The organism is Corynebacterium phoceense, from assembly GCF_900092335.1.
GTDB lineage: Bacteria > Actinomycetota > Actinomycetes > Mycobacteriales > Mycobacteriaceae > Corynebacterium > Corynebacterium phoceense.
Genome location: NZ_LT596207.1, coordinates 544,890 through 568,241 on the forward strand (window position 1 = coordinate 544,890; position 23,352 = coordinate 568,241).

The 23,352-nt window shown below is 63.5% G+C and carries 19 protein-coding genes, 1 tRNA gene and 1 pseudogene; 10 read left to right on the forward strand and 11 right to left on the reverse strand.

Annotated features, from left to right (window positions below):
* Window positions 1–26 precede the first annotated feature (26 nt).
* Together lpdA and BN9444_RS14460 are read right to left on the reverse strand one after the other, a co-directional pair.
* Window positions 27–1,439: a dihydrolipoyl dehydrogenase gene (gene lpdA / locus BN9444_RS02555; protein ID WP_066489500.1), complete on the reverse strand. Its 1,413-nt coding sequence runs from the start codon at window positions 1,437–1,439 to the stop codon at window positions 27–29.
* Window positions 1,440–1,719: 280 nt separating this feature from the next.
* A complete protein-coding gene (locus BN9444_RS14460; RefSeq protein WP_154666887.1) occupies window positions 1,720–1,878 on the reverse strand; it encodes a hypothetical protein in 159 nt (52 codons plus the stop codon).
* A 332-nt stretch (window positions 1,879–2,210) separates the two neighbouring features.
* Here BN9444_RS14460 and BN9444_RS02560 point away from each other — a divergent pair, with 332 nt between their 5' ends.
* The 4 genes from BN9444_RS02560 (at window position 2,211) to BN9444_RS02580 (ending at window position 7,362) form a co-directional block, all read left to right on the forward strand.
* Window positions 2,211–3,845 (forward strand): alpha/beta hydrolase, encoded by a 1,635-nt coding sequence (locus tag BN9444_RS02560; RefSeq protein ID WP_066509889.1) that lies wholly within the window; start codon window positions 2,211–2,213, stop codon window positions 3,843–3,845.
* Window positions 3,846–3,874: 29 nt separating this feature from the next.
* Window positions 3,875–4,963: an alpha/beta hydrolase gene (locus BN9444_RS02565; RefSeq protein WP_066489491.1), complete on the forward strand. Its 1,089-nt coding sequence runs from the start codon at window positions 3,875–3,877 to the stop codon at window positions 4,961–4,963.
* A gap of 62 nt (window positions 4,964–5,025) precedes the next feature.
* Window positions 5,026–6,378: a M1 family metallopeptidase gene (locus BN9444_RS02570; protein WP_068801379.1), complete on the forward strand. Its 1,353-nt coding sequence runs from the start codon at window positions 5,026–5,028 to the stop codon at window positions 6,376–6,378.
* Between the two features lie 141 nt (window positions 6,379–6,519).
* On the forward strand, window positions 6,520–7,362 hold the full coding sequence (locus BN9444_RS02580; protein ID WP_329601904.1) for a cellulase family glycosylhydrolase: 843 nt from the start codon (window positions 6,520–6,522) through the stop codon (window positions 7,360–7,362).
* A gap of 26 nt (window positions 7,363–7,388) precedes the next feature.
* Here the strand turns inward: BN9444_RS02580 and BN9444_RS02585 are convergent, their stop codons facing one another.
* From BN9444_RS02585 to BN9444_RS02595, 3 genes are all read right to left on the reverse strand, one after another.
* Entirely contained in the window at window positions 7,389–7,868 is a 480-nt protein-coding gene (locus tag BN9444_RS02585) for a hypothetical protein (RefSeq protein ID WP_066489472.1), read from the reverse strand.
* Entirely contained in the window at window positions 7,868–8,074 is a 207-nt protein-coding gene (locus tag BN9444_RS02590; RefSeq protein WP_066490372.1) for a helix-turn-helix transcriptional regulator, read from the reverse strand. The genes BN9444_RS02585 and BN9444_RS02590 overlap by 1 nt, the downstream gene beginning before the upstream one ends.
* Before the next feature lie 706 nt (window positions 8,075–8,780).
* Complete coding sequence (locus tag BN9444_RS02595; protein WP_068801382.1) at window positions 8,781–9,995, reverse strand: glycosyltransferase; 1,215 nt, start codon at window positions 9,993–9,995, stop codon at window positions 8,781–8,783.
* A 181-nt stretch (window positions 9,996–10,176) separates the two neighbouring features.
* Here BN9444_RS02595 and rfbB point away from each other — a divergent pair, with 181 nt between their 5' ends.
* Window positions 10,177–11,178: a dTDP-glucose 4,6-dehydratase gene (gene rfbB / locus BN9444_RS02600; RefSeq protein WP_066509902.1), complete on the forward strand. Its 1,002-nt coding sequence runs from the start codon at window positions 10,177–10,179 to the stop codon at window positions 11,176–11,178.
* Window positions 11,179–12,552, forward strand: coding sequence for a dTDP-4-dehydrorhamnose reductase (gene rfbD, locus BN9444_RS02605; RefSeq protein ID WP_068801383.1), 1,374 nt, complete (start codon window positions 11,179–11,181; stop codon window positions 12,550–12,552).
* A 298-nt stretch (window positions 12,553–12,850) separates the two neighbouring features.
* Here the strand turns inward: rfbD and BN9444_RS02610 are convergent, their stop codons facing one another.
* Window positions 12,851–13,471: an MBL fold metallo-hydrolase gene (locus BN9444_RS02610; protein ID WP_068801384.1), complete on the reverse strand. Its 621-nt coding sequence runs from the start codon at window positions 13,469–13,471 to the stop codon at window positions 12,851–12,853.
* A 45-nt stretch (window positions 13,472–13,516) separates the two neighbouring features.
* Window positions 13,517–14,418 (reverse strand): annotated as a pseudogene (locus tag BN9444_RS02615) (alcohol dehydrogenase catalytic domain-containing protein).
* A gap of 103 nt (window positions 14,419–14,521) precedes the next feature.
* On the opposite strand from BN9444_RS02615, the gene rfbA reads away from it, so the two are divergent.
* On the forward strand, window positions 14,522–15,388 hold the full coding sequence (rfbA, locus tag BN9444_RS02620) for a glucose-1-phosphate thymidylyltransferase RfbA (RefSeq protein ID WP_066489445.1): 867 nt from the start codon (window positions 14,522–14,524) through the stop codon (window positions 15,386–15,388).
* A gap of 145 nt (window positions 15,389–15,533) precedes the next feature.
* Here rfbA and BN9444_RS02625 read toward each other — a convergent pair whose 3' ends face one another.
* Window positions 15,534–16,364 carry a GDSL-type esterase/lipase family protein gene (locus BN9444_RS02625; RefSeq protein ID WP_066489441.1) on the reverse strand — a complete coding sequence of 277 codons (831 nt, stop codon included), beginning with the start codon at window positions 16,362–16,364 and terminating at the stop codon, window positions 15,534–15,536.
* Window positions 16,365–16,542: 178 nt separating this feature from the next.
* On the opposite strand from BN9444_RS02625, the gene BN9444_RS02630 reads away from it, so the two are divergent.
* A complete protein-coding gene (locus BN9444_RS02630; RefSeq protein ID WP_066509920.1) occupies window positions 16,543–18,186 on the forward strand; it encodes an AMP-binding protein in 1,644 nt (547 codons plus the stop codon).
* A 130-nt stretch (window positions 18,187–18,316) separates the two neighbouring features.
* Here the strand turns inward: BN9444_RS02630 and BN9444_RS02635 are convergent.
* Window positions 18,317–18,392 (reverse strand) — tRNA-Thr (locus BN9444_RS02635).
* A 64-nt stretch (window positions 18,393–18,456) separates the two neighbouring features.
* Window positions 18,457–19,674 (reverse strand): DNA polymerase III subunit delta', encoded by a 1,218-nt coding sequence (locus BN9444_RS02640; protein WP_231725074.1) that lies wholly within the window; start codon window positions 19,672–19,674, stop codon window positions 18,457–18,459.
* A 28-nt stretch (window positions 19,675–19,702) separates the two neighbouring features.
* Between BN9444_RS02640 and BN9444_RS02645 the strand changes: the two genes are divergently transcribed.
* On the forward strand, window positions 19,703–21,217 hold the full coding sequence (locus BN9444_RS02645; protein WP_066509924.1) for an adenylate/guanylate cyclase domain-containing protein: 1,515 nt from the start codon (window positions 19,703–19,705) through the stop codon (window positions 21,215–21,217).
* Between the two features lie 104 nt (window positions 21,218–21,321).
* Entirely contained in the window at window positions 21,322–22,554 is a 1,233-nt protein-coding gene (locus tag BN9444_RS02650; protein WP_233423534.1) for a DUF418 domain-containing protein, read from the forward strand.
* Here BN9444_RS02650 and BN9444_RS02655 read toward each other — a convergent pair.
* Complete coding sequence (locus BN9444_RS02655) at window positions 22,532–23,257, reverse strand: hypothetical protein (protein ID WP_066509926.1); 726 nt, start codon at window positions 23,255–23,257, stop codon at window positions 22,532–22,534. The two genes, BN9444_RS02650 and BN9444_RS02655, sit on opposite strands and share 23 nt — an antisense overlap.
* Between the last annotated feature and the right edge of the window lie 95 nt (window positions 23,258–23,352).

The window sequence follows — 23,352 nt, forward strand, 5'->3', positions numbered from 1 at the left end:
AGGGCCTTTTGTTCTGCGTGCGCAGTTTAGAGGTTGATCATGTGGCCGCCGATGCCCTCGGCAGCTTCCTTCATAGCCTCAGACAGCGTCGGGTGGGTGTGGACGTTGCGTCCGATTTCCTCAGCCGTGAGGTCGAAGCGCTGTGCCAGGGTGAGCTCCGGAAGCAGCTCGGAGACGTTGGCGCCGACCATGTGTCCACCGATGAGCTCGCCGTACTCGCCATCAGCAATGAGCTTGACGAAGCCTGCGGTCTCGTTGAGACCGGCAGCCTTGCCGTTTGCGGAGAACGGGAAGGTAGCGACCTTGATCTCGCGGTCCGGGAACTTCTCGCGAGCGGCTTCTTCGGTGTAGCCGAAGGAGGCGACCTGCGGGTTGCAGAAGGTCGCGCGCGGCAGGTTCATGTAATCGCCCAGGACCTGGGTCTCCGCGCCAGCGATAACCTCGGCGGCGATGACACCCTGCGCCTCAGCCACGTGTGCCAGCTGCAGCTTGGCCGTGACGTCGCCGATAGCGTAGATGTGCTCGACGTTCGTGCGCATGTAGTCGTCGATCTCAATGGCACCGCGCTCGGTGAGCTTGACGCCAGTGTTCTCCAAGCCAAAGCCCTCAACGCGCGGGGCAAAACCGATGGAGACCATGCAACGCTCAACGGTAAGCGAGTCCGTCTTGGAGCCGTCCTTGGACTCGACCTCGACGGTAACGTCGGAGCCGTTGTCCGTGATGGACGTGGTCTTGTAGCCGGTGAGCAGCTTAACGCCCAGCTTCTTGTACTGTTTGGCGATCTCCTTGGAGACGTCCTTGTCCTCATTCGGCAGGACGCGGTCCATGAATTCGACGATGGTGACGTCCACACCGTAGTTAGCCAAGACGTAGGCGAACTCCATGCCGATCGCGCCGGCACCCACGATAACCATGGACTTCGGAGCCTCTTCCTTGAGGATCTGCTCCTCGAAGGACACGATGTTGCCGCCGATTTCCACGCCCGGCAGGGAGCGGACGACGGAGCCAGTGGCGATAATGCAGTCGTCGAACGTGACGGTCTTGCCCTTGTCGTCACCCTCGGTGATCTCGATGGTGTGTGCGTCCTTGAACGAGCCCAGACCGTTAATCTCCTGGATCTTGTTCTTGCGCATGAGGAAGTGCACGCCCTTGACGATGCCTGCAGAAACCTTGCGGGAGCGCTTGTGCGCCACACCGTAGTCGAAGGACACCTCACCCGAGATACCAAAGTCCTTGGCCTCAAAGTTGAAGGTGTGGGCAACCTCAGCGTTCTTGAGCAGCGCCTTGGACGGGATGCAGCCCACGTTGAGGCAGACTCCGCCCCAGTACTGCTTCTCGATAACGGCAACCTTCTTGCCCAGCTGTGCTGCGCGGATGGCGGCAACGTAGCCACCAGGGCCCGCGCCGAGTACTACAACGTCATAATGTTCATTAGTCACGCACTACAGGATACTTACCCTCTCCCCCTTTTGTCTTTTCTTCCCCCAAACGCGCCCCCTCCCGCGCCGCGTCCCCGCGCACAGGCACCACCAAGAGACAACAAACGCGCGTCGCCACCCCTCGAAACGGGGGCACGCGACGCGCGGAAACGGGGATTCAAGCCCCCAGGCGCTGAAACCGAATTAGATGAGGCCGAAGTCGAGCAGCGCCATAGAAAGGTTGGAGGAGCCCATGTGGACGAACGGGCCGAGAGCGTTGTTGATAGCCAGAATGATGCTGTCAAAAGACATGATGAAATTTCCTTTGGAAGGTCAGGTGTTCTTCGCCGACATAGAGCGACGCGGCCTCGCGCAACACGGGGTCTCTATCTTTATTTGTCGCTACCGCCAGCGCGGGCGTTACCTCCTGGCGCGAACGCGCCACGGCGATGTCACCCACAAATGGTCCCTGAAATTATGACACAAACGCCACTTCAGTACCAGGGGTAACAATTTTTACCTGTTAAACTCTTGTCACAATCGCGTGGACTGCGGCACCAACCAGGTCGCCGCCAGCCCACACGTCTCCTCGCCCACCAGATCTCGTCGCTCCACCATCAGGCGCACCACCCCCGTCAAGCCCGGTCGCGCCTGAGATTTCATAAAGGCTTGATAACGATGGACGGATAGACAACGATGTTTCAAGAAGATGCACATGGATCTCTACGTGCCCGTCAAGGTCGCCCACCAGCGCCACACGGACGCGCCAGGACATACACAGGAAGCCACCACATGAAGTTCTTGAGGACTCTCACCACGACCTCCGCCGCGGTCGCGCTCACCCTCGGCCTTGCCGCTGCTCCCCTTGCCCAGGCCGACGACAAGATGGCCCCGAACGAGAAGGCCGCCTCCGCTGCTAGCCGCTGGAACGTCGACAGCTTGGACCAGGTCGACCGCTCTCAGCTCTCCGTCATCAAGCAGTACGACGACGTCCTGCCGTTCATGGCAGAGAAGGGCCTTATCACCAAGGACGGCAACAGCTACGTCCGCGGCGCCGATGGCAAAATCAAGATGACGGTCACCTCGAAGAACGAGAAGTGGCGCTGGCTTTCTGACGTCAACAACTCAAAGGGCAAGGTCAAGTTCATGACGGCCACCTCGCCGTCCATGAACAACCGCGAGGTCCCGCTCGCCGTCATCACGCCGACCGGCAACTTCGATGCAGCACGCCCGACCATCTACCTGCTCAACGGCGCTGGCGGCGCAGAGCAGGGCATGGAATGGCTCTACATGACCAACGGCGAGAAGGGTAAGACCAACCTCATCGACTTCTACACGTCGAAGAACGTCAACGTCGTCGTGGTCGAGGCCGGCGCCTTCTCCTACTACACGGACTGGTACAACTCGCCGCACCCCACGGACACGGTAGAGGACCGCACGTACCTGCCTGGCCCGCAGCGCTGGGAAACCTTCCTCACCAAGGAGCTGCCGGGACCGCTCGAGGGCGAGCTGGCCAAGGATGCTCCGGAGGATCAGTCCACCGCCACTGACGGCGCAACCGTGAACGCCAACATCAACGGCAACGGCCAGCGCGCCATCGCCGGCATGTCCATGTCCGCGACGTCCTCGCTGCTCCTCGCCGAGCACAACCCGGGCTTCTACAACGCCGTCGGTTCCTACTCCGGTTGCGCCGCGACCTCCACGCCGATGACGAACTTCTACGTTGGTCTCACCGTCAACCGCGCCAATAACGCAACGCCGGAGCAGATGTGGGGCCCGCGCGGTGGGGAGTACAACCGCTTCAACGACGCGCTCATCAACTCCAACAACCTGAAGGGCACGCACACCTACGTCTCCGCTTCGACCGGCCTGCCGGGCGAACACGAAAACCTGTCCTCGATCGCGGAGAAAAACGGCGGCGACCTGTCCTCCGCATTCAAGTCCTCGTCCACGCTCGTCGTCGAAGGCGGCGCCATCGAGGCCGCAATGTTCGACTGCACCACCCAGCTCAAGCGCAAGATGGACCGCGAGGGCATCGACGCTGACTGGAACTTCCGTGCAACCGGCACCCACTCCTGGCCGGGTTGGAAGGAAGATATCTGGAAGTCCTGGCCGACCTACGCTGCCGCGTTCGGCCAAGATGCGTCCACCGAGGTGCCGACCGCAACTCCGGAGGCATCGGAAGACCGCTCTGCCGCCCCGCAGGCTGCCAACGCCGAGACCGTCGAAAAGCTCTCGCCGACCGCTGAGGAAGAGAACGAAGCCAACGCTGCCGAGCGCAACACCGGCGCGCTCAACAACGTCACCGACGCTGCCGCGGCCGCCGCAGACGCCCTCACCAACGGCACCGACACCGCAGCCGACGCTCTGACCGACGAGGCCGCTGCCCGCACCGACACCGCTGACGATCTCGCCGCGACCAACTAAACCTCTCACTGCAAGGAATATTGACCCTCATGAAGCGCTTTACGTCCTTCCTCGCGGCAACGTCTGTGGCCGCCACGCTGGTTACCGCCACTCTCGTCCCGGCGAACGCTGCGGTTCTCACGCCGCAGCAGGTCGCCGGTGCCACCCCGGTCTCGCAGGTGGGCGATCTTCAGGTCACCGACGCCGTCGCTGGCCAAGCGTGGTTTAAGAAGTTCGGCAACGACCCGCGCGTGCTCAAGCTGCAGGCCACCTCGCCGGCCATGAACGGCCGCGCCATCCCGCTCGCCGTCATCCCGGCGGGTGAGGCGAACCGCCCGACCATCTACCTGCTCAACGGTGCCGGTGGCGCCGAGCAGAACTCTGACTGGGCCACCCTGTCCCAGGTCGTGGACTTCTACGCCGATAAGAAGGTCAACGTCGTCATCCCGCAGGCTGGCGCGTTCTCCTACTACACGGACTGGGCCCAGGACCCGAACGGCAAGTACTTGAACGGACCGCAGAAGTGGGAGACCTTCCTCACCAAGGAGCTGCCGGGACCGCTCGAGCAGCGCCTGGAGGCCAATAACAAGCGCGCGATTGCCGGCATGTCTATGTCCGCGACCTCCGCGCTGCTGCTCGCCGAGCACAACCAGGGCTTCTACGACGCCGTCGGCTCCTACGCTGGCTGCGCGCAGACCTCCGCGCCCATGCAGTACGAGTTCCTGCGCCTCACCGTCAACCGTGGCGGCGGCCAGCCGGAGCAGATGTGGGGCCCGCGCGGCGGGGACTACAACCGCTACAACGACGCGTTCCTCAACGCTGAGAAGCTGCGCGGTTCGGAGCTCTACATCTCCGCGTCCTCCGGCCTGGCGTCCGAGACTGACCTTCCGGAGTACTACCTCAAGCAGGGCATGAACCCGGCCATCGTCGCTGCCGGTGTCACCCAGCTCGTCGTCGAGGGTGGCGTCATCGAGGCCGCCGTCAACCACTGCACGCACAACCTCAAGGCCAAGCTGGACAAGTCCGGCATCGGCGCGGACTACAACTTCCGCACCACCGGCACGCACTCCTGGCCGGGCTGGCGCCAGGACCTCGAGGCGTCCTGGGGCACCTTCTGGCGCGCGTTCTACGCCAAGTAAATCCGGCGTAGCCTCCACCGACTCACAGTCGGCACTCCGCGGGCGGTAGAGTTTCAAGCATTATGACAACGCTTGACTCTCTCGCCCGCGCGGGCGTTTTTCACAAGGAATCTGCCCGCGATCCGTACACTTCTGTCGAGTACAACCTGGGTTTTACCGTCGAGCATTATCGCCTCGATCTCACCTATAACGTCGAGCCTAATCGTCTCCAGGGCGAGGCCACGTTACACCTGCGCGTCGGCGACGAGCCGCTGGACAAGCTCACCGTAGATCTCGCAGGAGCGATGGTCGCCCGGCGCGTCAGCGCGAAGGGTGCGCACGTCGCGAAGTTCCGCCAGTCGAACGGCAAGCTGCGTGTCTCCTTCGGCGATGAGCTCGCCGCCGGAGCGGAGCTCGATCTTGTGATTCGCTACGGCGGTACCCCGCGCCCGCTGCGCACAGCTTGGGGCGAGATCGGCTGGGAGGAGACGGAGTCCGGCTCCCTCGTGGCGAGTCAGCCGTGCGGCGCGCCCAGCTGGTTCCCGTGCGATGACACGCCCAGCGCGAAAGCGCCCTACGACATCATCATCACGGCGGACTCCCCGTTTACCGTCGTGAGCAATGGCAAGCTCGTCTCCCGCAAGCACTTCGGATCTATGACGCGCTGGCATTATCGGACCGCGCACCCCATGGCGACGTACCTCGCCACGGTCATGGTGGGCGAGTTCACCGAGATGAAGCTTGGGCCGGATACCCGCGCCTGGACCCCGGCGGAGCTCCAGTCTCAGGTCCGCGAGGCCTTCGCGCAGCAGCAGGAGATGCTCGACTTCTTTGCGCAGACTTACGGCGACTATCCCTTCAACGATTACCAGGTCGTCGTCACCGAGGACGAGCTCGAGATCCCGTTGGAGGCCCAGGGCCTGTCCATCTTCGGCGCCAACCACACGAACGGCAGCTACGAGCGGCTCATCGCCCACGAGCTCTCTCACCAATGGTTTGGCAATTCCTTAGGCCTTGCCGCCTGGCGCGATATTTGGCTCAACGAGGGCTTTGCCTGCTACTCCGAGTGGCTCTGGGGCGAGCATTCCGGCGGCCCCACCGCGCATGAGGCCGCACGTTCCCACTACGACGTCCTCGCCCGGAAGAAGGAGGACATTCTCGTTGCCGATCCCGGCACGCGTGCCATGTTCGACGACCGCGTCTATAAGCGCGGGGCGCTCACCCTCCACGCACTGCGCCGCCAGCTTGCCGATGCCCCCTTCTTCCAGGCCGTCCGCGCCTACGTCGCAGCCTCCCAGCATGGCACGGTGACACCGGAGGACTTCATCCGTGAGCTCCACAGCGTCGCCGAGGACGCGGGTGTGACTCCCGCCGATATCGACGCGACGCTCGCGGCCTGGCTCGATGAGACGGCGCTGCCTCACTTCCCCGCGTAAGGGTCTGAGAGAATTCCCCCGGTTTTGTTAGTCTAAACGGGTGAATAACGCTCTGCTCTCTCTTCCCAAAGCTGCCGTCGCCGTCGCTGCCTCGGTCGTGCTTGCCTGCGGCCTCGCACCGGCGGCATCGGCTACGGCCCCATCAACGAGCCCTCGGCCGGCGCGGAGACCATCCCCTGCGCGCTCGACTTCTGTTCCGAATCCACGCTGCAGAAGCTCCGCAACCTGAATAAGCAGGTCCGCGACGTCATCCGCCGCCACGACTCGGAGGTGGGCATCTGGCTCACCGGCTACGTCACCACCGTCATGGGCGCGCCCGCGCACATGGGCACGAAGCCGGATGCGAATACCGTCCACGCGTTCAACTCGTATGCGCAGGTGTGCACCATCCCGCTCGAATTCCCCGAGGCCGTCTGCGAGCCGAATCACCGCAAGGCCATCAACCAGTCCTGGGCCTACGCCAACTCGCAGAACATGCCGGCGGTCCTCGCCGAGTTCGGTGCCTCGAAGAACCCGAACCTGCTGCGCAACCAGGCTCGCCTGTCTGACGAATACATGCAGTCGCGCTTCCACTGGCAGTACGGCGGCTACGACCCGGCCACCACGGCGTCCTCCTGGCAGGATCAGGCTTTGGTCATCAATCCGGCGCGCCCCATCACCGAGCCCGGCAACACCAACTGGTCCAACGTCAAGCAGCTGGCTACCCCGTACCCCTCTGCCGTCGCGGGCACGCCCACCGGCTGGAAGACGGACGGGGCCTTCACCGCGACGTGGAACACCGCTCGCGCGGACGGCTCCGGCGCCTTCGAGCCCGGTGCTGAGTCCACCATTAAGGTGCCGAATATCTGGGCACCCAATGGCTACCGCGTCCACGTCGAAGGCGGCCACGCCGTGAACGCCCCAGCCGACGGTATCTTCCGTGACGTCGACCTGCGCATCGCCGCCGACGCCGGCGCCGTGAAGGTCACGGTTACCCCGGCCTAGCCACACACCTTCTGTGTTTTCGCTCCTTAATCCTCCAGCTGTGCGTCCAAACGGCGTTGGTCGCGACCATGCTGCCAGCGCCGGAAGACGGGGACAACGAGGAAGGCGATGGCCACGCCCACAAACCCACCACCCACGAAATTGTCAGCGAAGTCGCTATTGGCCTGCATAAGGCGTACGTAGAGCCCCACGAACATGATGAGCTCGACGACGAGCAGCGGAATCATAAACGACCACCGGCGTGTCACCGACGGACGCGGCATCTGGGTCTTCAGCCACGTGGAGGAGATAATCTCTCCTGCCACCAAAGGCACAAAGACGGCCAACGCCCACAGGGCATGCGCACCAGGCAGGACCCAGGCGAGCACGGCGCCGGTCACGATGGTCATTACCTGGATAACCAGGAAAGCCACGGCGAAGGACTTGTACAGGGAATCACGCTCGAACTCGTCGCGGGCCGCGCGGTCAACCTCATTGAATGAATAGCGTGCAATCGTGTTAATCATTATTCTTCGTCTCCTCCAAATATCTCCTCGACGGTCTTGCCCAGTTCCTGACAAATTGCGAGAGCCAAGTAGACCGATGGCGAATAGTTTCCTCTTTCGATATTGGCGATGGTCTGGCGTGAGACACCGACCTTGTCTGCAAGCTCCGCCTGGCTCAGTTCGTGCCACCGGCGCCACTTGCGCACCATGTTTGCGTGCTCTGGCATTGTCACCTCCATTTCAACCTTTCATCACAAAGTGTAAAAGATACTTGTCATTATGGCAAGGGAACTCCCGGTTTTGTTGAGCTTCCTGGCGGAATGCCTACCGGTAGGGAGACTGGGATACAGTAAAAAGCGGCCTGTTTCTCCCTAGTACACGTGGGGAGAAGCAGGCCGCTTTCATTGCCGCTATTCACCTACATCGCAGGGACGACATCCGCGCGAAGGGACCGACAAAGGCTCTGTACACCGTGACCTTCGTTGAAGGTCGCATACCGTTCTAGAACGGAAAATGGAGCTCCGGCTGCGAGGCCGGGGTGGGAACCGGAAGCTGGAACTGTGCAAAATTCTGGGGGAACATGATGTCTCCTTCTGAAGTGTGATGGATATGTACTCGGCAGCGTGGACCGGTGTGACCCGACGGCTCGCTGCCGATGACTCACAATCTAGCGCCGTTCCCGTTCCAGCAGAATCCCGCGGCACAAGCCGCGACCTGCGGAAATACCGATCTTTGGAATAGCGTGGGAGGATTCCCAGGCGTGGTGTGGCCAGCGCAGATTCCCGTTGCGCGCGTTGCTCGTACGAGCCAATCTGGGAGTTGGCACATAATGACTAAGGGTTCCCTGACACCGCAGAAAAGGCGAGTTCAGAGAAAAATAAATCCCCTCGCATGACACTCAACGGCGACATGCAAGGGGGGCGAACAGAGCGGCTAGAAGCGCTCCTCGATGAGCGTTGCGGCGCGCGGCGCACCGCCGGCGGCCTCGCAACCCTCGAGGATGGCGTCCAGGCCGTGGCTGACGGTGAGCGCGGCGACAATCTTCTCGTAGAGTTTCTCCGGCGTGACATCACGGCCGGGGATTGCCTGGCCTGCGCCCGAGGCGAGGACGCGCTGCGCCACCTCGTGCTGGTCGCGACCGAAGGGCACGATGACCATAGGGACGGAGCGCATGAGAGCCTTCTGCGTGACGCCCATACCGCCGTGGCCGATGAGCAGCGCCGCGTGGTCCAGAATCTTCGCGTGGTCGCCCAGGCGCACGATGGTGCAATTACTATTCGGGCGCAAGAGCTTGGGCTCGATGGCACCCGTCGTGACCACGACGTGCATCCCCGTGCCGTCGAGCGCGGACTGCGCGAGCGCCGTGTCGTTCTGGAACTCCGTGGACAACGTGACGAGCACGATGGGATCCGTAATGCCCTCTGTGGGATCGACGATGCCCTCACCTGGCCCCGGAGACCACAAGCCAGGTCCGACTTCCACGATGTGGTTCGGCCAATCCGGGTGCGAGTACTCGAAAGGCTCTGCCGTGTAGCTAATGATGAGCGGCGGAATGTCGAGGATATCGAGCACGTGCTCGAGGGGATCCACACCATGTTCCTCGCGCACGGCGTTGACGCGCTTCTTCAGCTGTGTGTCCCACAACAGCGGGATGGCCCTGCGCAGCACCGCCGCCTTTGCCTTCTCAGCACGCGTGCGCGGAATGCCCATGCCCACGCCGTACGGCGGCGCGACGTTGGAAGGATATGGCAAGAAGGTCGGCGACCACACGGCCCACGGCAGGCCGGACGTTTCCGCGGCCAGCTGCGCGCCAAAGACAGTCACGTCGCAGAGCAGGAAGTCTGGCTTCGTCTCCGCGATGAAGAGCTCGAACTCGTCGCAGTCGTAGGGAATGCGCTCGGCCAGTTGGTCGAAGACGAGTTGCAGCGCCGCAAAGCCGGAGGGCGCGTCCCAGTCATGGAGTTCCTTATTATCCGAGCGGTCTTCGTGCGGGCTCGCGTGGAAGCCCAACGCGTTCATGCGCTCGACCTCGTTGGGAATCGTGCGGAGGAAAATCTCGTGGCCACGCGACTGCAGCTCCAAGAGAGTATCGACCACCGGGTACAGGTGCCCCTTCGCCGGCGATGTCATAACGGCAATGCGTGCCACGGGAAAATCCTTTTCATTCGTTAGCTTTGTGCAAACCCCCATTTTCCTGAGATTTTCTCCATCAGCCAATGCGAATACTTTCTTGGAAGCATTCTCACAGGTAACACGCGCCCCGCCACGCATCTCCCTATGCAACTGTGGTCAGAGAAGCGTCCCCGCGTGGCGACTAGGATGGACAACCATGCACAGCATGCTCGTTACCGGCGGCGCCGGCTTCATCGGCGCCAACTTCGTCCGCCTCGTCAACGCTACGCGTGACGAGATCAAGGTCACCGTCCTCGACAAGCTCACCTACGCGGGCAACCGCGCGAACCTCGCCGGGCTGGAGGGGGTCGAGTTCGTCCACGGCGACATCGCGGACGCCACCCTCGTCGATGAACTGGCGCAGAAGAATGACGTCATCGTCCATTTCGCCGCCGAGTCCCACAACGACAACTCGCTCGAGGACCCCTCCCCGTTCATCCAGACCAACCTCGTAGGCACGTTCACGCTCCTCGAGGCCGCTCGCAAGCACGACGTGCGCTTCCACCACGTTTCCACAGACGAGGTCTTCGGCGATCTGGAGATCGGCGCGGACACCAAGTTCACCGAGGCCACGCCGTATGCGCCGTCCAGCCCCTACTCCGCGTCGAAGGCGGGCTCGGACCACCTCGTGCGCGCCTGGGTGCGCAGCTTCGGCCTGCGCGCCACAATTTCCAACTGCTCGAATAACTACGGGCCGTACCAGCACATCGAGAAGTTCATCCCCCGCCAGATCACCAATATCGTGGACGGGCGCTCGCCGAAGCTCTACGGCACCGGCGAGCAGGTCCGCGACTGGATCCACGTGGACGACCACAACCGGGCGGTGCTCGACATCCTGGACAAGGGCATAATCGGCGAGACCTACAACATTGGCGCGGACCAGCCAGATATCAACAACAAGCAGGTCATCGAGCTCATCTGCACGCTCATGGGCCTCGATCCCGCTGACGGCTACGAGCACGTGAACGACCGCCCGGGCCACGACCAGCGCTACGCCATGGACGCGACGAAGCTCAAGCGCGAACTCGGCTGGCGGCCGCGCTTCACGGACCTGCGCGCAGGCCTCGAGCAGACCATCGCGTGGTACCGCGACAATGAAGAGTGGTGGCGCCCGGCCAAGGACGCCACAGAAGCAACCTATGCACAGCGAGGACAGTAAATGCACATCGAGAACACCACCATCGACGGCCTGCTCCTCGTCCGCCTCGACGTCCACGGCGATAACCGGGGGTGGTTCAAAGAGAACTGGCAGCGCGAGAAGATGGTCGCCGCAGGCCTGCCGGACTTCAAGCCGGTGCAAAACAACGTCTCGCTGAGTGCGAAGAAAGGCGCCACACGAGGCCTCCACGCCGAGCCCTGGGACAAGTTCATCTCCGTAACTACCGGTCGTGCGTTCTGCGCATGGTGCGACCTGCGCGAAGGTTCGGAGACTTACGGACAGCTCGTCACCGCCGAGGTCGGCCCCGACACAGCCGTCTTCATCCCGCGCGGCGTCGCCAACGGCTTCCAGGCCCTCGAGGACGACACGGCGTACACCTACCTCGTCACCGCGCACTGGTCGCCGGACGCGCGCTACGCCGCGGTTAACCTCGACATGGTCGATTGGCCGCTCGAGCCCACCGAGATCTCCGAGAAAGACCGCGCCCATCCCCAGCTTGCCGATGCCCCCTCCATGGCCCCACGCCGCATCCTCGTCACCGGCGCCAACGGCCAGCTCGGCCGCGCGCTGCGCCCGCTCCTTCCCAACGCAGAGTTCGTCACCCATGCGGAGTTCGATATCACGGATGACTCCGCGTACGCGGCGCGCGATTGGGAGCAGTACTCCGCCATTATCAACTGTGCGGCGTATAACGACGTCAACGGCGCGGAGACCGACCGCGCGGGCGCCTGGGCCGTCAACGCCCTGGCCCCGGGCAAGCTCGCCCGCGTAGCCGCCGACCACAATCTCACGCTCGTCCACGTCTCCACGGACTACGTCTTCGACGGCTCCCACGAGGTACACACGGAAGACGAGATTCCCTCCCCGCTGTCTGCCTACGGCGCGTCGAAGGCAGCGGGCGAGGCGGCGGCATCGGCAAGCCCGAAGCACTACATTGTGCGCACGTCGTGGGTCTTTGGCGACGGCAACAACTTCATTAAGACCATGGCGAACCTCGCGCGGCGCGGCGTCGAGCCCGCCGTGATCCATGATCAAAAGGGCCGTCCGACCTTCGCGGAGGACCTGGCGAAGGGAATCACCCACCTTCTTCGCGTCGGGCCCGACGCGGCTCCTTACGGGACTTACAACCTGTCCTCCGAGGGCGACGCCGTGGGCCGCGACGAGATGGCCATGGCCACCTTCATCGGGCTCGGACACGACCCCTCCGAGGTCACGCCGGTCTCCACGGAGCAGTACGCCGAGATTGCCGGCCCCGAGGCCCCACGCCCGGCCCACTCGACCTTCGACCTCTCCAAAATCGAGGCCACCGGCTTCACACCCATGAACTGGCGCGCGGCGCTCGCGCTCTACCTCGCGCTCCTGCCCGAAGATTAACGACCTGCGGATTTCCCCCTTAATTCTGCAAAATACCGGTTACGATCCTTGCATTGCAGGGATCGTAACCGGTCAATTGCAGAATCATGAACGGTTCTGCCGAATATTGGCCGCGCGTCGTTGACGGCCCCGCCCCGCCTTCCGTGCCGTCATCACGGGCACCGGCCCGTGTCTCACCCTCGACGACGGAACGGTGACGTTCCCCCTCGCCGCGTTCCGTCCGTAGGCCCCTCCCACAAGACGACCGGCGCCGAGCACCGCAGTCGCGGGCCCGGCGCCGGTCGCACGATCAGAGGCGTTAGTAGCCGCGCTCGACGTATTCGTCGATGCGCTCGGCCTCCGCGCCGACGGTCGTCTGATCCCCGTGGCCCGGCAGCACCTTCGTGGCCGGCGGCAGGTGGAAAATGACGTTACGCAGGGACTCGACGATCTGGTCGAAGTCGGAGTACTTGCGCCCCGTGGCGCCCGGGCCGCCATTAAAGAGCGTGTCGCCAGAGAGCAGCGCGTTCTCGTTCTTGATGTAGAGCACCACGCAGCCCGGCGAGTGACCCGGAGTGTGGAACACGACGACATCCTCACCGTCGATGGTGAAGGTCTGGTTGTCCGCGAGCGGCGTGTAGTGCGCGTCGCCGTTGGATTCTTCCCACAAGGGCTGATCATCCGGGTGGAGGTACACCTCGACACCGTAATGCTCCGCAATCTCTGGGGCGAGCTCACAGTGGTCGTTGTGGGCGTGGGTAAGGAGGATCCCACGCACGGGGCGGTCGCCGACCTCGTCGTAGATGCGCTCGGCGTTGTGAGCCGGGTCCACGATGTAGCAGCCGCCCTTGCCGCCCAGGATGTAGATGTTATTGTCTACGTCCCACTCGTTGCCGTCGAGGCGGAACTTGCCAGAGGTAACAAAGGAATCGATCTTCATGGTCTACCTTTCTTCCTGAGTTTGGGTCGTTTACCCGCAGGATACCTAAAGCTCCACAACCGAGCGCAGGACCTTGCCCGCCTTCATCGTCGCGAAACCTTCCTCGACGTCGTCGAGACCAATGCGTTCAGAGACGAACTTATCCAGCGGGAACTTACCCGCCTGGAACAGTGCCGTGTAGGCCGGGAAATCGCGCTCAGGCAGGCAGTCGCCGTACCACGCCGGGCGGATGGAGCCGCCGCGGCCGTAGACGTCGATGGCCGGGATATCGATATGGTCGGTGAGGTTCGGTACGCCCACCATAACGAGGCGTCCTGCGAAGTCGCGCGAATAAAATGCCTGGCGCCAAGTGGGCTGAATGCCCACCGCGTCAATGGCGACGTCGGTGCCGAAGCCATCGGTGAGCTCACGGACGGCATCGATAACTNGTTCACGGCAGCGCCGAGACCCGCCATGATGCCGCAGCCAAGCAGGCCTACCGCGGCCGGATCAGCACTCGGATCGACCTTCGTGCACTGCCCCTCGTGGACGAGGGTCTTCTCCGCAAAGGCACCAATTCCCAGCGCCGGGGTGAGCTCCGTACCGTCTTCAAGCGTCACTTTCTTCGACGCATTGTGGGTATTAAAGCAGTACTTCGGCTCGCCCTTCTTGCATGCACGGCACTCGCCGCACACCGCGCGCCAGTTGAGGACAACGAAATCGCCGACCTCGACGTGGGTTACCGCGTCGCCCACGCGCTCCACGATGCCAGCGGCTTCGTGGCCGAGCAGGAACGGGAACGCGTCCTCGATATCGCCGTCGCGGTACGCCAAGTCCGTATGACAGACGCCGCAGGTCTGGATCTTGACAATAACGTCGTTGGCGCCTGGGTCCGGGATAACGACAGAGACGGTTTCAACTTCGGCGCCCTTCGAACGGGCGATGACTCCTTGTACAGTTTCACTCATGTGGCCCACTCTACTGATGGCCCAGGTCACATGCTGAAAATCGTTTTCGTCTCGAACTCGTGCCGCGCCGTACGACGCGACGCGTGGGATAAGCTAAACCTCCATGAAGGGAATCATCCTCGCCGGCGGGTCTGGCACGCGGCTCTACCCCATCACCAAGGGCATCTCGAAGCAGCTCATGCCCATCTACGACAAGCCGATGGTCTACTACCCGCTCACCACGCTCATCCAAGCGGGCATCCGCGAGATCCTCATCATCACCACGCCCGAAGACCAGGCCGCGTTCCAACGTCTCCTCGGCGACGGCTCACAGTGGGGCCTCATGCTTGACTATGCCGTCCAGCCCCGCCCCGAAGGTCTCGCCCAGGCTTTCCTCATCGGCGAGGACTTCATCGGTGACGACGACGTCGCCCTCGTCCTCGGCGACAATATCTTTGACGGACACGGCTTCTCCTCCGCGCTCACGCACTGCCAACACCCCGACGGCGGCACCATCTTCGCCTACGAGGTCTCTGATCCCCAGCGCTACGGCGTCGTGGAGTTCGATGCCGAGGGCAACGCTCTGTCCATCGAGGAGAAGCCCGCAGCACCCAAGTCCAATTACGCGGTGGTGGGACTCTATTTCTATGACAACTCCGTTGTCGATATCGCCCGTTCCATCACACCCAGTGCCCGCGGGGAGCTCGAAATCACCGCCATTAATGAGGAATACCTCCGCCGTGGCCGCCTGCACGTCCAAACCATGCAGCGCGGCGACGTGTGGCTCGACACCGGCACCATCGACTCCATGAGTGAGGCCGCGTCCTACGTCGAGGTCCTCCAAAAGCGCACCGGCACCATCATCGGCTCACCCGAGGTCGCCGCATTCAGGGAAGGCTTTATCTCTCGCGAAGCCCTCGCTGCCCTAGCCGCACCCCTCCAGAAGTCCGGCTACGGGGACTATCTCCTCGCCTCCGCACGGGACGACTAACCACGCAACGCGCCCAGCCCACCTCGAGCCGTGCGGGTTTGTCATTCTTATGCCAATGGTCAAACGCTCCGCAAACGTACACAAGGCGGACACACGTGGTGTCCGCCTTGAGCGGTGTTGCTGTGGCCTTCTTTAAGGCCTGACTTTAAGACGCAGCGACGACGTTAGCTACATGCTCGTGTCCGCGAGCATTGATGTGGATGGGCAGGTTGCCCGGGCCACCGCTGAAATCAATGAGGCCTGCCCACATGCGGTTGTTATCGCCGGCGCACATGCCGTTGTTACGCGTAGAAGGCTTCAGGTCGAGGAACTCCGTGCGCGTAGCTGCGGCAAGATCCACCTGCATCCACTGAGCCTTGTCCTCCCAGGAACGCACCTCGGGCAGCGCAGTAGCGTCAAGGACGCCACCGTTGACGTGGAACAAGCAGTAACGGTCGCCAGAGCCAATCGTCGGGTAGCCGACAATCTGAATGCGTGCGTTCGGGGCGGCAGCACGGATACGATTGACGATGGGCGCGTTGTAGGCCACCCAGCGGTTACGAATATCCTGCATACTCAACGAGCGATTGTTGTACGTGTCGTTGAAGCCGGTCGCGTAGATCACGCGCGAGGTGGCGCCAGTGAGGGCACCGGTGCGGATGGCTTCGTCGACCTGCGTGGACATCTGCGGGCCCGGGGCCATCGACACAGCACCAGAGCAGGAGAAGTCACGGACAGGGAGGCCAAGCTTCGCGCCCGCGCGCTTGGCAAAGTTAAAGGACTGCGGGCAATTCGTGCCAAGGGGGCTAGTGGAGCTCATCTTGGCACCCAGGTAGACATCGGCGCGCGGATCCGCAAGGACGGAGTCACCGAACGCAACGAGGTTGCGCTCCTGGGCGACGGCCTGCGGGGCAGCAACACCGAGTGAGACAGTCGCGAGGACTCCGGCAAGCGTCGCCGTGAGAGACTTCTTCAACGATTTCTTAGTAAAGAGCATGAGTTACTTCCCTGCTAGGTACTGGGACGGCTATGTTCCGAAACAAAACTACACTATATTGTCACACGAGTAACGTGCGCAACACTCCATCTGGTGAATGCAACGGTGCTTATGCCTACGGCGATAGTTAGATATACCCTGATTGACACCCGTCACTTTAATTAAAGGATGATCCCTCATGACCCTCTCGCTCTCTAGCGTGCCGTTCTATGCGAAGGCTTTCGGCGCTTTAGCGAAGACCCTCGTCAGCAGCGGCATCGTCAGCCCCGAGGGCGGACCGCGCGCCATGGCATCGCTGCCGGGAGTTCTTGCCCGTTACAGGTTCACCACCGCACGCGAGCTCGAGCAGGGCTACCTCACGTGCCCCGAGCGTATTGCTCTCATTGACGATGACGGTGCTTTGACCTACCGTCAGCTCCGCAACGAGGCACGCACGTTTGCGCGTCACCTGCGTCACCACCACGGCGATGACATCCGCCTCGGCGTCATGGCGCGCAACGGCCGCGGCATCATCACGCCGCTTGGTGCAAAGGGCTACGCAGGTGCCACCATCTACCTGCTCAACATCGGCTCCTCTGCAGAGCAGCTGCTGGGCTCCATGGAAGAAAACCGCATCAATGTGCTCGTCGTCGACGATGAGTTCTTGCCGCGCGTGCCGAAGAACTACAGCCACGACCTCGAGCTCATCGTCGCCCACGAGGGCGACGGCGCAGCCGACCATGGCCTGACAACGCTGGACTCCATCGTCCGACGCCCGGAGCTCGTTGCCGACGAGAAGCTGCCGGCGTTCCCTAAGCACGGCGATATCGTGCTCATGTCGTCCGGCACGACGGGCATCCCCAAGGGCATCATCCGCCCCGAGCCGAAGTTCCCGTTCGTGCTCAGCACCGTCATGGGCAACGTGCCGTGGCGCGCCGACCAAAAGATTCAACTCACCGCGTCGATCTTCCACACGTGGGGCTGGGCATGCCTCAACATCGCGCTGGGCGCACGCAACACCATCGTGACGCACCGCGTCTTCGACCCCGTCCAGTGCCTCGATGACATCCAGCGCTACCAGTTGGACGGCCTCATTTCTTCGCCTGTGTTCTACCGCCGCATGGTCGAGGCCGATCCTGAGGGCACGTATGACACGTCCTCCCTGCGCTTTATCTGCTCTTCCGGCCACGCACTCACGCCAACCCTCGTCGAGGAAACCATCGATCGCTTCGGCCCCATCCTCGCCAACATCTATGGCTCGACGGAGCTCACGCTCGCCGCAGCCGCGAATGCCGAGCAGGTTGCCTCGGATCCGACGCTCGCGGGTTCCGTCGCCACGGGCACACGCCTGAAGATCCTCGACAAGGATGGCAACGAGCTGCCGCGCGGCGAGGAAGGCGAGATCTACCTACATAACTCCATGACGCTCACGGGCTACACGAAGCCCGGCATGGAGGTCAAACGCGTGCAGGGTCTCGTGTCCATCGGCGACTTGGGCTACATCGACGAGGAGGGTTACCTCCACGTCGTGGGTCGCGCCGACAACATGATCATCGTGGGCGGCGAGAACGTCCACCCGGAGTCCGTCTCCGAGGTGCTGGAGTCCATGCCAGGCGTCCATGAGGTCTACTCCGGTGGCGTCGATGACGAGGACCTGTTCAAGCGCGTGGCAGTCTGGGTTGTCCGCACGAAGGACAAGCTGGGCGAGGCACTCACCGAAGACGCCATCCGCGAATTCGTCGAGGAGAACCTGGCGTCACATTCCGTCCCGCGTGACGTCCACTTCTTGGACCGCCTGCCGCGCAACCCCACCGGCAAGGTCGTGCCGCGCCTTCTGGGTTAGGCTTTCTGGACCGCATCCGGTACCACCCCCAGTCGCTTCGGCGACTGGGGTGTGCTCGTTTTGTGCGCGGCGTGACACCGCGAAACCCCCAGCTAGAGAAGCTATCTAGGCTTTCTAGCTGGGGGTTTAGTGGAGCCGCCTGTGAGAATCGAACTCACGACCTTCTCATTACGAGTGAGATGCTCTACCGACTGAGCTAAGGCGGCACGCTGCATGTAACAGCGTGCATAAGCTTAGCGGACAACCGTCCCAGTTAAAAAATCGGGCCGGTCAACGGGCGCGGCAGGCTATGCGCAGGCGTCCTACCAGCCCGTTGAGCGCCATCGTGGGATCGAGGTTGACGAGCAAACGCTCGCGGCACAGGACAATGGCGTTCTGCGCCGCGACGAGGCCTTCCTCGCTCACGCGCGCGGCGAGATCGCCTGCGAGACCAGAGAAATCGGGGTGCGTGGCCTCCACCGCAGCGCCAACTTTAAGCATGAGCGCGTCGCGGTAGATACCCATGAGGTCAACCAAGGCGGTATCGAGCAAGTCGTATTGCGTACGCTTCTGGCGCGAGCGGCGCGCTGGCTCCCGTTTCTTGATCTCTTTCTTAATCTCGCTCTGCACCTTCGCCGCGCCCTTGCCCTTCGCGCCGGCGCCGAAGGCCATGGCGATTTCCTCGTCCTCCTTCGCGTTTTTGGCCTCGTTGATGGTCTTCGCCTCGTTGGTCACGTTGGTGATAAGCCGCGAGGCCGCGACAAAAGCGCCCGAGCCATGAAAGATGTCCTCGGCCAGGTTGATGGCCATGGTGCGGCGGCGCTGGGCGTCCGTATTCTGCACAAGCTGGCGTGCCCTGCCGACGTTGCGCAGGCTGGTGACGGCGGCGAGGCGGGCATCGGCAGGCGAGGCTCCTTCCGCAACGAGATCCTCGACGATCTGATCCACGGTCGGCGCAGGGATATAGAGGTGGCGGCAGCGCGAGCGCAGGGTCTGCGAGAAATCCTCCGGCGCCGTCGAGGGCGCGCACAAAATGAGTACCGTCGTCGACGAAGGCTCCTCGACGGTTTTGAGCAAGGAGTTGGCCGCGGAGTCCGTGAGACGATCCGCCTTGTCATAGATGACCACGCGCCACGGTGCGACGGTGGGACGCGTCGCGGCGTCACGGATCATGTCGCGCACGCCGTCGACGCCAATGGTGAGCCCCTCAGGGCGGATGAATACCAAGTCGGTGTGCCGTGGTTCCGGCCCAAGAATGCCGCGGCAGGTCTCGCACGTGCCGCAACCGCGACCGGGCTCCGCAGGACACATGAGCGCGGCCGCGAACGCCTGGGCCGCCAGCGCACGACCGGCGCCGGGCGGGCCGGTAAACAGCCAGGAATGCGTCATTGCACGAGGGTCGGTACCAGGCAAGCCATGCGCCGCGGCGGCCGCGGCGAGGATGGTGTCGCGGACCGAGGGGGCATCGGCAAGCCGGGCAGCGACAGAGAGATTTTCGGGGGAACTCACCCGCTCCAGCCTAGTAGAGTATGAAGTTATGAACAGACTCCTGCGCGCAGCCGGCTGGCTCCTGCACACCTCGTGGCCGAAATACGCGGCGCTGGTGCTGGGCGGCAATATCGCGGGAGCTATCGCCGTCATGCTGTTTGTGGTGGCGCTGCCCATGCCGGAAGTACGCGCATTCGCGGAACGCTTTGACAGCCTGTGGGCTATCGGCGTCGCTTACGTTGTCTTTGCCGTGCTCGTGGGCATGGTCGTGACGAGCTTTATTTTCCGGCCGGTCCTCGATTGGCAACGCAGTCCAGATACGCACGATCCCAACATGGTGCGCGGCTTGGTGCTGCGCATTCCTATCTATCAAGCGGGCGTGGCCGGACTCGTATGGGGCCTAGGCATCATGCTCACCGTCATCATTGCGGCGGCCGATTCCGGGCGGCTTGCGGTCATCATCGGGGTTTCGGGCGCGCTCGCGGCGATGATCGTCTGCCTACTCACGTACCTGCAGGCAGAGAACCTCGTGCGTCCCATCGCGGCGGAAGCGCTCGCCCGCCGCTTTGAGGACTCCACGCTCGAGCCGCCCGTGAAGTATCGCCTCATCACGGCATGGATCATGACCTCAGGCGTGCCGCTCGTGGGCATCATCTTGCTCATGAGGGCGCGCTACGCCGGGTGGTTTGATGGGGACCTCTCCATTCTTATCGCGGGCCTCGCCGCCGCCGCACTCATCACGGGTTTTGCCGGCACGTATTTTTCCATGCACTCCGTCGTCGACCCCATCCTCGAGCTCCAGGACGCCATCCGGCGCGTGCGCCTGGGCGACAAGGGCGTCCAGGTCGATATCTACGACGGCTCGGAGCTGGGCGTGCTGCAGGCCGGCTTCAACGAGATGATGAAGGGCCTGGCCGAGCGCCAGCGCGTGCGCGATATCTTCGGCCGCTACGTCGGCACCGAAGTCGCCCAGCGCGCGCTCGAGGAAAAGCCGCAGCTCGGCGGCGAGGACCGCAAGGTCGCCGTCATTTTCGTCGACGTCATCGGCTCGACCACCTTCGCGGTCAACCACACCCCGGAGGAGGTCGTGGAGGCGCTCAATGAGTTCTTTGAGCGTGTCGTGGCTGTCGTGCACCGTAACAAGGGCATCATCAACAAGTTTCAGGGCGACGCGGCCCTGGCCATCTTCGGCGCGCCACTCACGGTCTACGACTCCACGTCGCTGGCACTGCAGGCCGCGCGTGAGCTACGCCTGGAGCTGCGCGATCTGGAGCTGCAGGCAGGCATCGGCGTCGTGGCTGGCCACGTGGTCGCAGGTCACATCGGCGGCGCGGACCGCTTTGAGTACACCGTCATCGGCGACGCGGTAAACGAAGCCGCGCGCCTCACGGAGCTCGCCAAGGACACCCCGGGCCGCGTGCTCACCAACGCTGCCACGCTCAAGACCGCGAACGAGGCGGAACAAGCCCGCTGGACGCTCATGAAGTCCATCGAGCTGCGTGGCCGCCGCCGCATGACGCAGCTCGCGCGCCCCATTCGCGCGACGCTCGCGGACCGTTCCTAGCCCGCACGAGCTGCCAAAATCCCCGCCGCACTCGACCATTTTCTACCGTTTTGGCAAGCCGCATGCCACGACAGTTCCCCACTAATTAGGTATGCTTAACGGCCATGAGTGCCGATAACCAGCCTGCCGATGCCCCCACTCGCCCACCCCGCATGCTCGTCCCCGACGTCGCACGCGGACTCGCTTTGCTGGGCATTGCGCTCGCCAACGCACCCACGGCGTGGTTCCTCGATGACGACACGACGGAGCGCGCCGACTACTTTGGCGGCGCCGTCTCTAGCGCGGATGACGCCGCAGTCCTCTTCACAGCGGTGACTTCTCACGTGCGCGGGCTGCCCATGTTCTCCACGCTGTTGGGCTTTGGCGTGGGCCTTATCGTCATGAGCCTGTGGCGCCGCGGCTTTCCCGTGGGGCGCACGCGCGCGGTGGTCGTGCGCCGCTACGCCTTCCTCGCGCTCTTCGGTGCCCTCCACGGCATCGTCCTCTTCCATGGCGACATCATGTTCTTCTACGGTGTGGCCGGCATTGTGCTCGGTTTGATCTTCACGTGGACCGATAAGGTGCTCATGAGGGTCGCGTTAGGCATGCTGTGCTTCTGGACGCTCATGGGAGTGAGCATGTCCATCGGCGCGTTCTTTGAACCGGAAGCACTGGCGTTCGGCGGCGGCGCCTATACGCCTGCGGATACCTATCCCGCGATGCTCCTCAACAACCTGTCGTACTTCGCCTTCCAAGCCCTGTCCACCCCGTTCTTCCTCATCCAGCTCTTCCCGGTGATGATCATCGGCTTCGTGTGGGCGCGCCGCGGCACGCTCAGCGACGTCGCCGCGCACCGCCGTGAGCTTCTCATCTGGGCTGGCGTGGGCGTGGTCATCGCCGTGGGCATCGGCCTGCCCTGGGGCCTCAGCGCGCTCGGCATCGTCCCGGCAGACATGGAGCCGTTCTTTATGTTCCTCAACAATGCACTGGGCGTTTTCACCGGCCCCGGCATCCTGGCTGCCCTCGCGCTTCTCATCGACGGCGTCCAGCGCCGCGTGTGGGACGGCGCCGCCGCACCCGCCTGGTTGTCCATCCCCGCAGCGCTGGGCAAGCGCTCCATGAGCGGCTACCTCGTGCAGTCCCTCCTCTTCTTCATCGTCGCCAGCCCCTTCCTCTTCGGGCTCGACCTAGACGCCTTCGGCATGTCGATCATCGCCTTCTTCATCTGGGTCGCCACACTCGTGGGTGCCGCCGTACTCGAGGCGCTGGGCAAGCAGGGCCCCTTCGAGCACCTGCACCGCCGCCTGTCCTACGGTCCGACGGGCCGCGCGGAGCTTAGCGCGCCAGGCCGCGCATAAGCAGTAGCTTTCCGATGCCCCGCGTGGCGACCTCTGCCGCGCCCGCCACGCGCCAGGTCTTCTTGTCATTCCGCTCGCGCCACGCACGCAAGAAAGTGAGCGCCTCCGAGGCTGCGAGCAGATTGGCACCGTGGCTCAGCCCCGCGGCGGCCGGGCTTTGTGCGCGCAGCATTCCGTCATTCGCGAGCGCGACGAGCACCGCCGTGGACAGCGCCCCCACGCCCGTGGCGGTGCGCAGCGGGCCATCACTCACTGCTGCCTTGGACAAGCCAATTGCAGCAACGAGGCCACCCATGACGTAGCTCGCGGCGTCCCCGCGCGCGCCGCGCTGGCGCAGAGAGTTCGCATACGCGAGCTGACTGCTCACCACGCCGGCCGCGCCCCACGTCGTGGGATGGGCGAGGGAACGGTTCTTTTCTTCAACGCCGAGGCTCGCGGCCAATCCCGCGGCGACGATCTCCGGGTGGCGCTGCGGGTCCCCGTAGGCGGCGCCCACGGCGGCTGGCATGACGACCTCGATGGCACGCGTCCAGCGCCAGTCAAAGAGGCGGCCCCACGCGGGCAGCTCGATGGCGGCAAGTGCCGCGATCTTAGCGGGGCTGGTGAGAGCCTCCTCGAGCGCCGCGATGAGCGCTGCGACGCCCTCGTTGTTGCGGGCCCACAGGTCGGCCAGGACGGAGGAATTGGTGTTCTTCACGGTCATGACCGCCAGCCTACCGCGCAGCCACGACATGAGAGAGTGGGTCACCGCGGCACCGGTCGAAGACGCCAGCTGCGCGAAGAATTCAGAAGTATCTA

Coding starts and splice junctions, on each gene's coding strand:
- rfbB (WP_066509902.1), top strand. CDS start 10,177: ATGCACAGCATGCTCGTTACCGGCGGCGCCGGCTTCATCGGCGCCAAC.
- BN9444_RS02645 (WP_066509924.1), top strand. CDS start 19,703: ATGAACAGACTCCTGCGCGCAGCCGGCTGGCTCCTGCACACCTCGTGG.
- BN9444_RS02630 (WP_066509920.1), top strand. CDS start 16,543: ATGACCCTCTCGCTCTCTAGCGTGCCGTTCTATGCGAAGGCTTTCGGC.
- BN9444_RS02565 (WP_066489491.1), top strand. CDS start 3,875: ATGAAGCGCTTTACGTCCTTCCTCGCGGCAACGTCTGTGGCCGCCACG.
- BN9444_RS02570 (WP_068801379.1), top strand. CDS start 5,026: ATGACAACGCTTGACTCTCTCGCCCGCGCGGGCGTTTTTCACAAGGAA.
- BN9444_RS02610 (WP_068801384.1), bottom strand. CDS start 13,471: ATGAAGATCGATTCCTTTGTTACCTCTGGCAAGTTCCGCCTCGACGGC.
- rfbD (WP_068801383.1), top strand. CDS start 11,179: ATGCACATCGAGAACACCACCATCGACGGCCTGCTCCTCGTCCGCCTC.
- BN9444_RS02650 (WP_233423534.1), top strand. CDS start 21,322: ATGAGTGCCGATAACCAGCCTGCCGATGCCCCCACTCGCCCACCCCGC.
- BN9444_RS02585 (WP_066489472.1), bottom strand. CDS start 7,868: ATGATTAACACGATTGCACGCTATTCATTCAATGAGGTTGACCGCGCG.
- BN9444_RS02590 (WP_066490372.1), bottom strand. CDS start 8,074: ATGCCAGAGCACGCAAACATGGTGCGCAAGTGGCGCCGGTGGCACGAA.
- BN9444_RS02655 (WP_066509926.1), bottom strand. CDS start 23,257: ATGACCGTGAAGAACACCAATTCCTCCGTCCTGGCCGACCTGTGGGCC.
- BN9444_RS02625 (WP_066489441.1), bottom strand. CDS start 16,364: ATGCTCTTTACTAAGAAATCGTTGAAGAAGTCTCTCACGGCGACGCTT.
- BN9444_RS02560 (WP_066509889.1), top strand. CDS start 2,211: ATGAAGTTCTTGAGGACTCTCACCACGACCTCCGCCGCGGTCGCGCTC.
- rfbA (WP_066489445.1), top strand. CDS start 14,522: ATGAAGGGAATCATCCTCGCCGGCGGGTCTGGCACGCGGCTCTACCCC.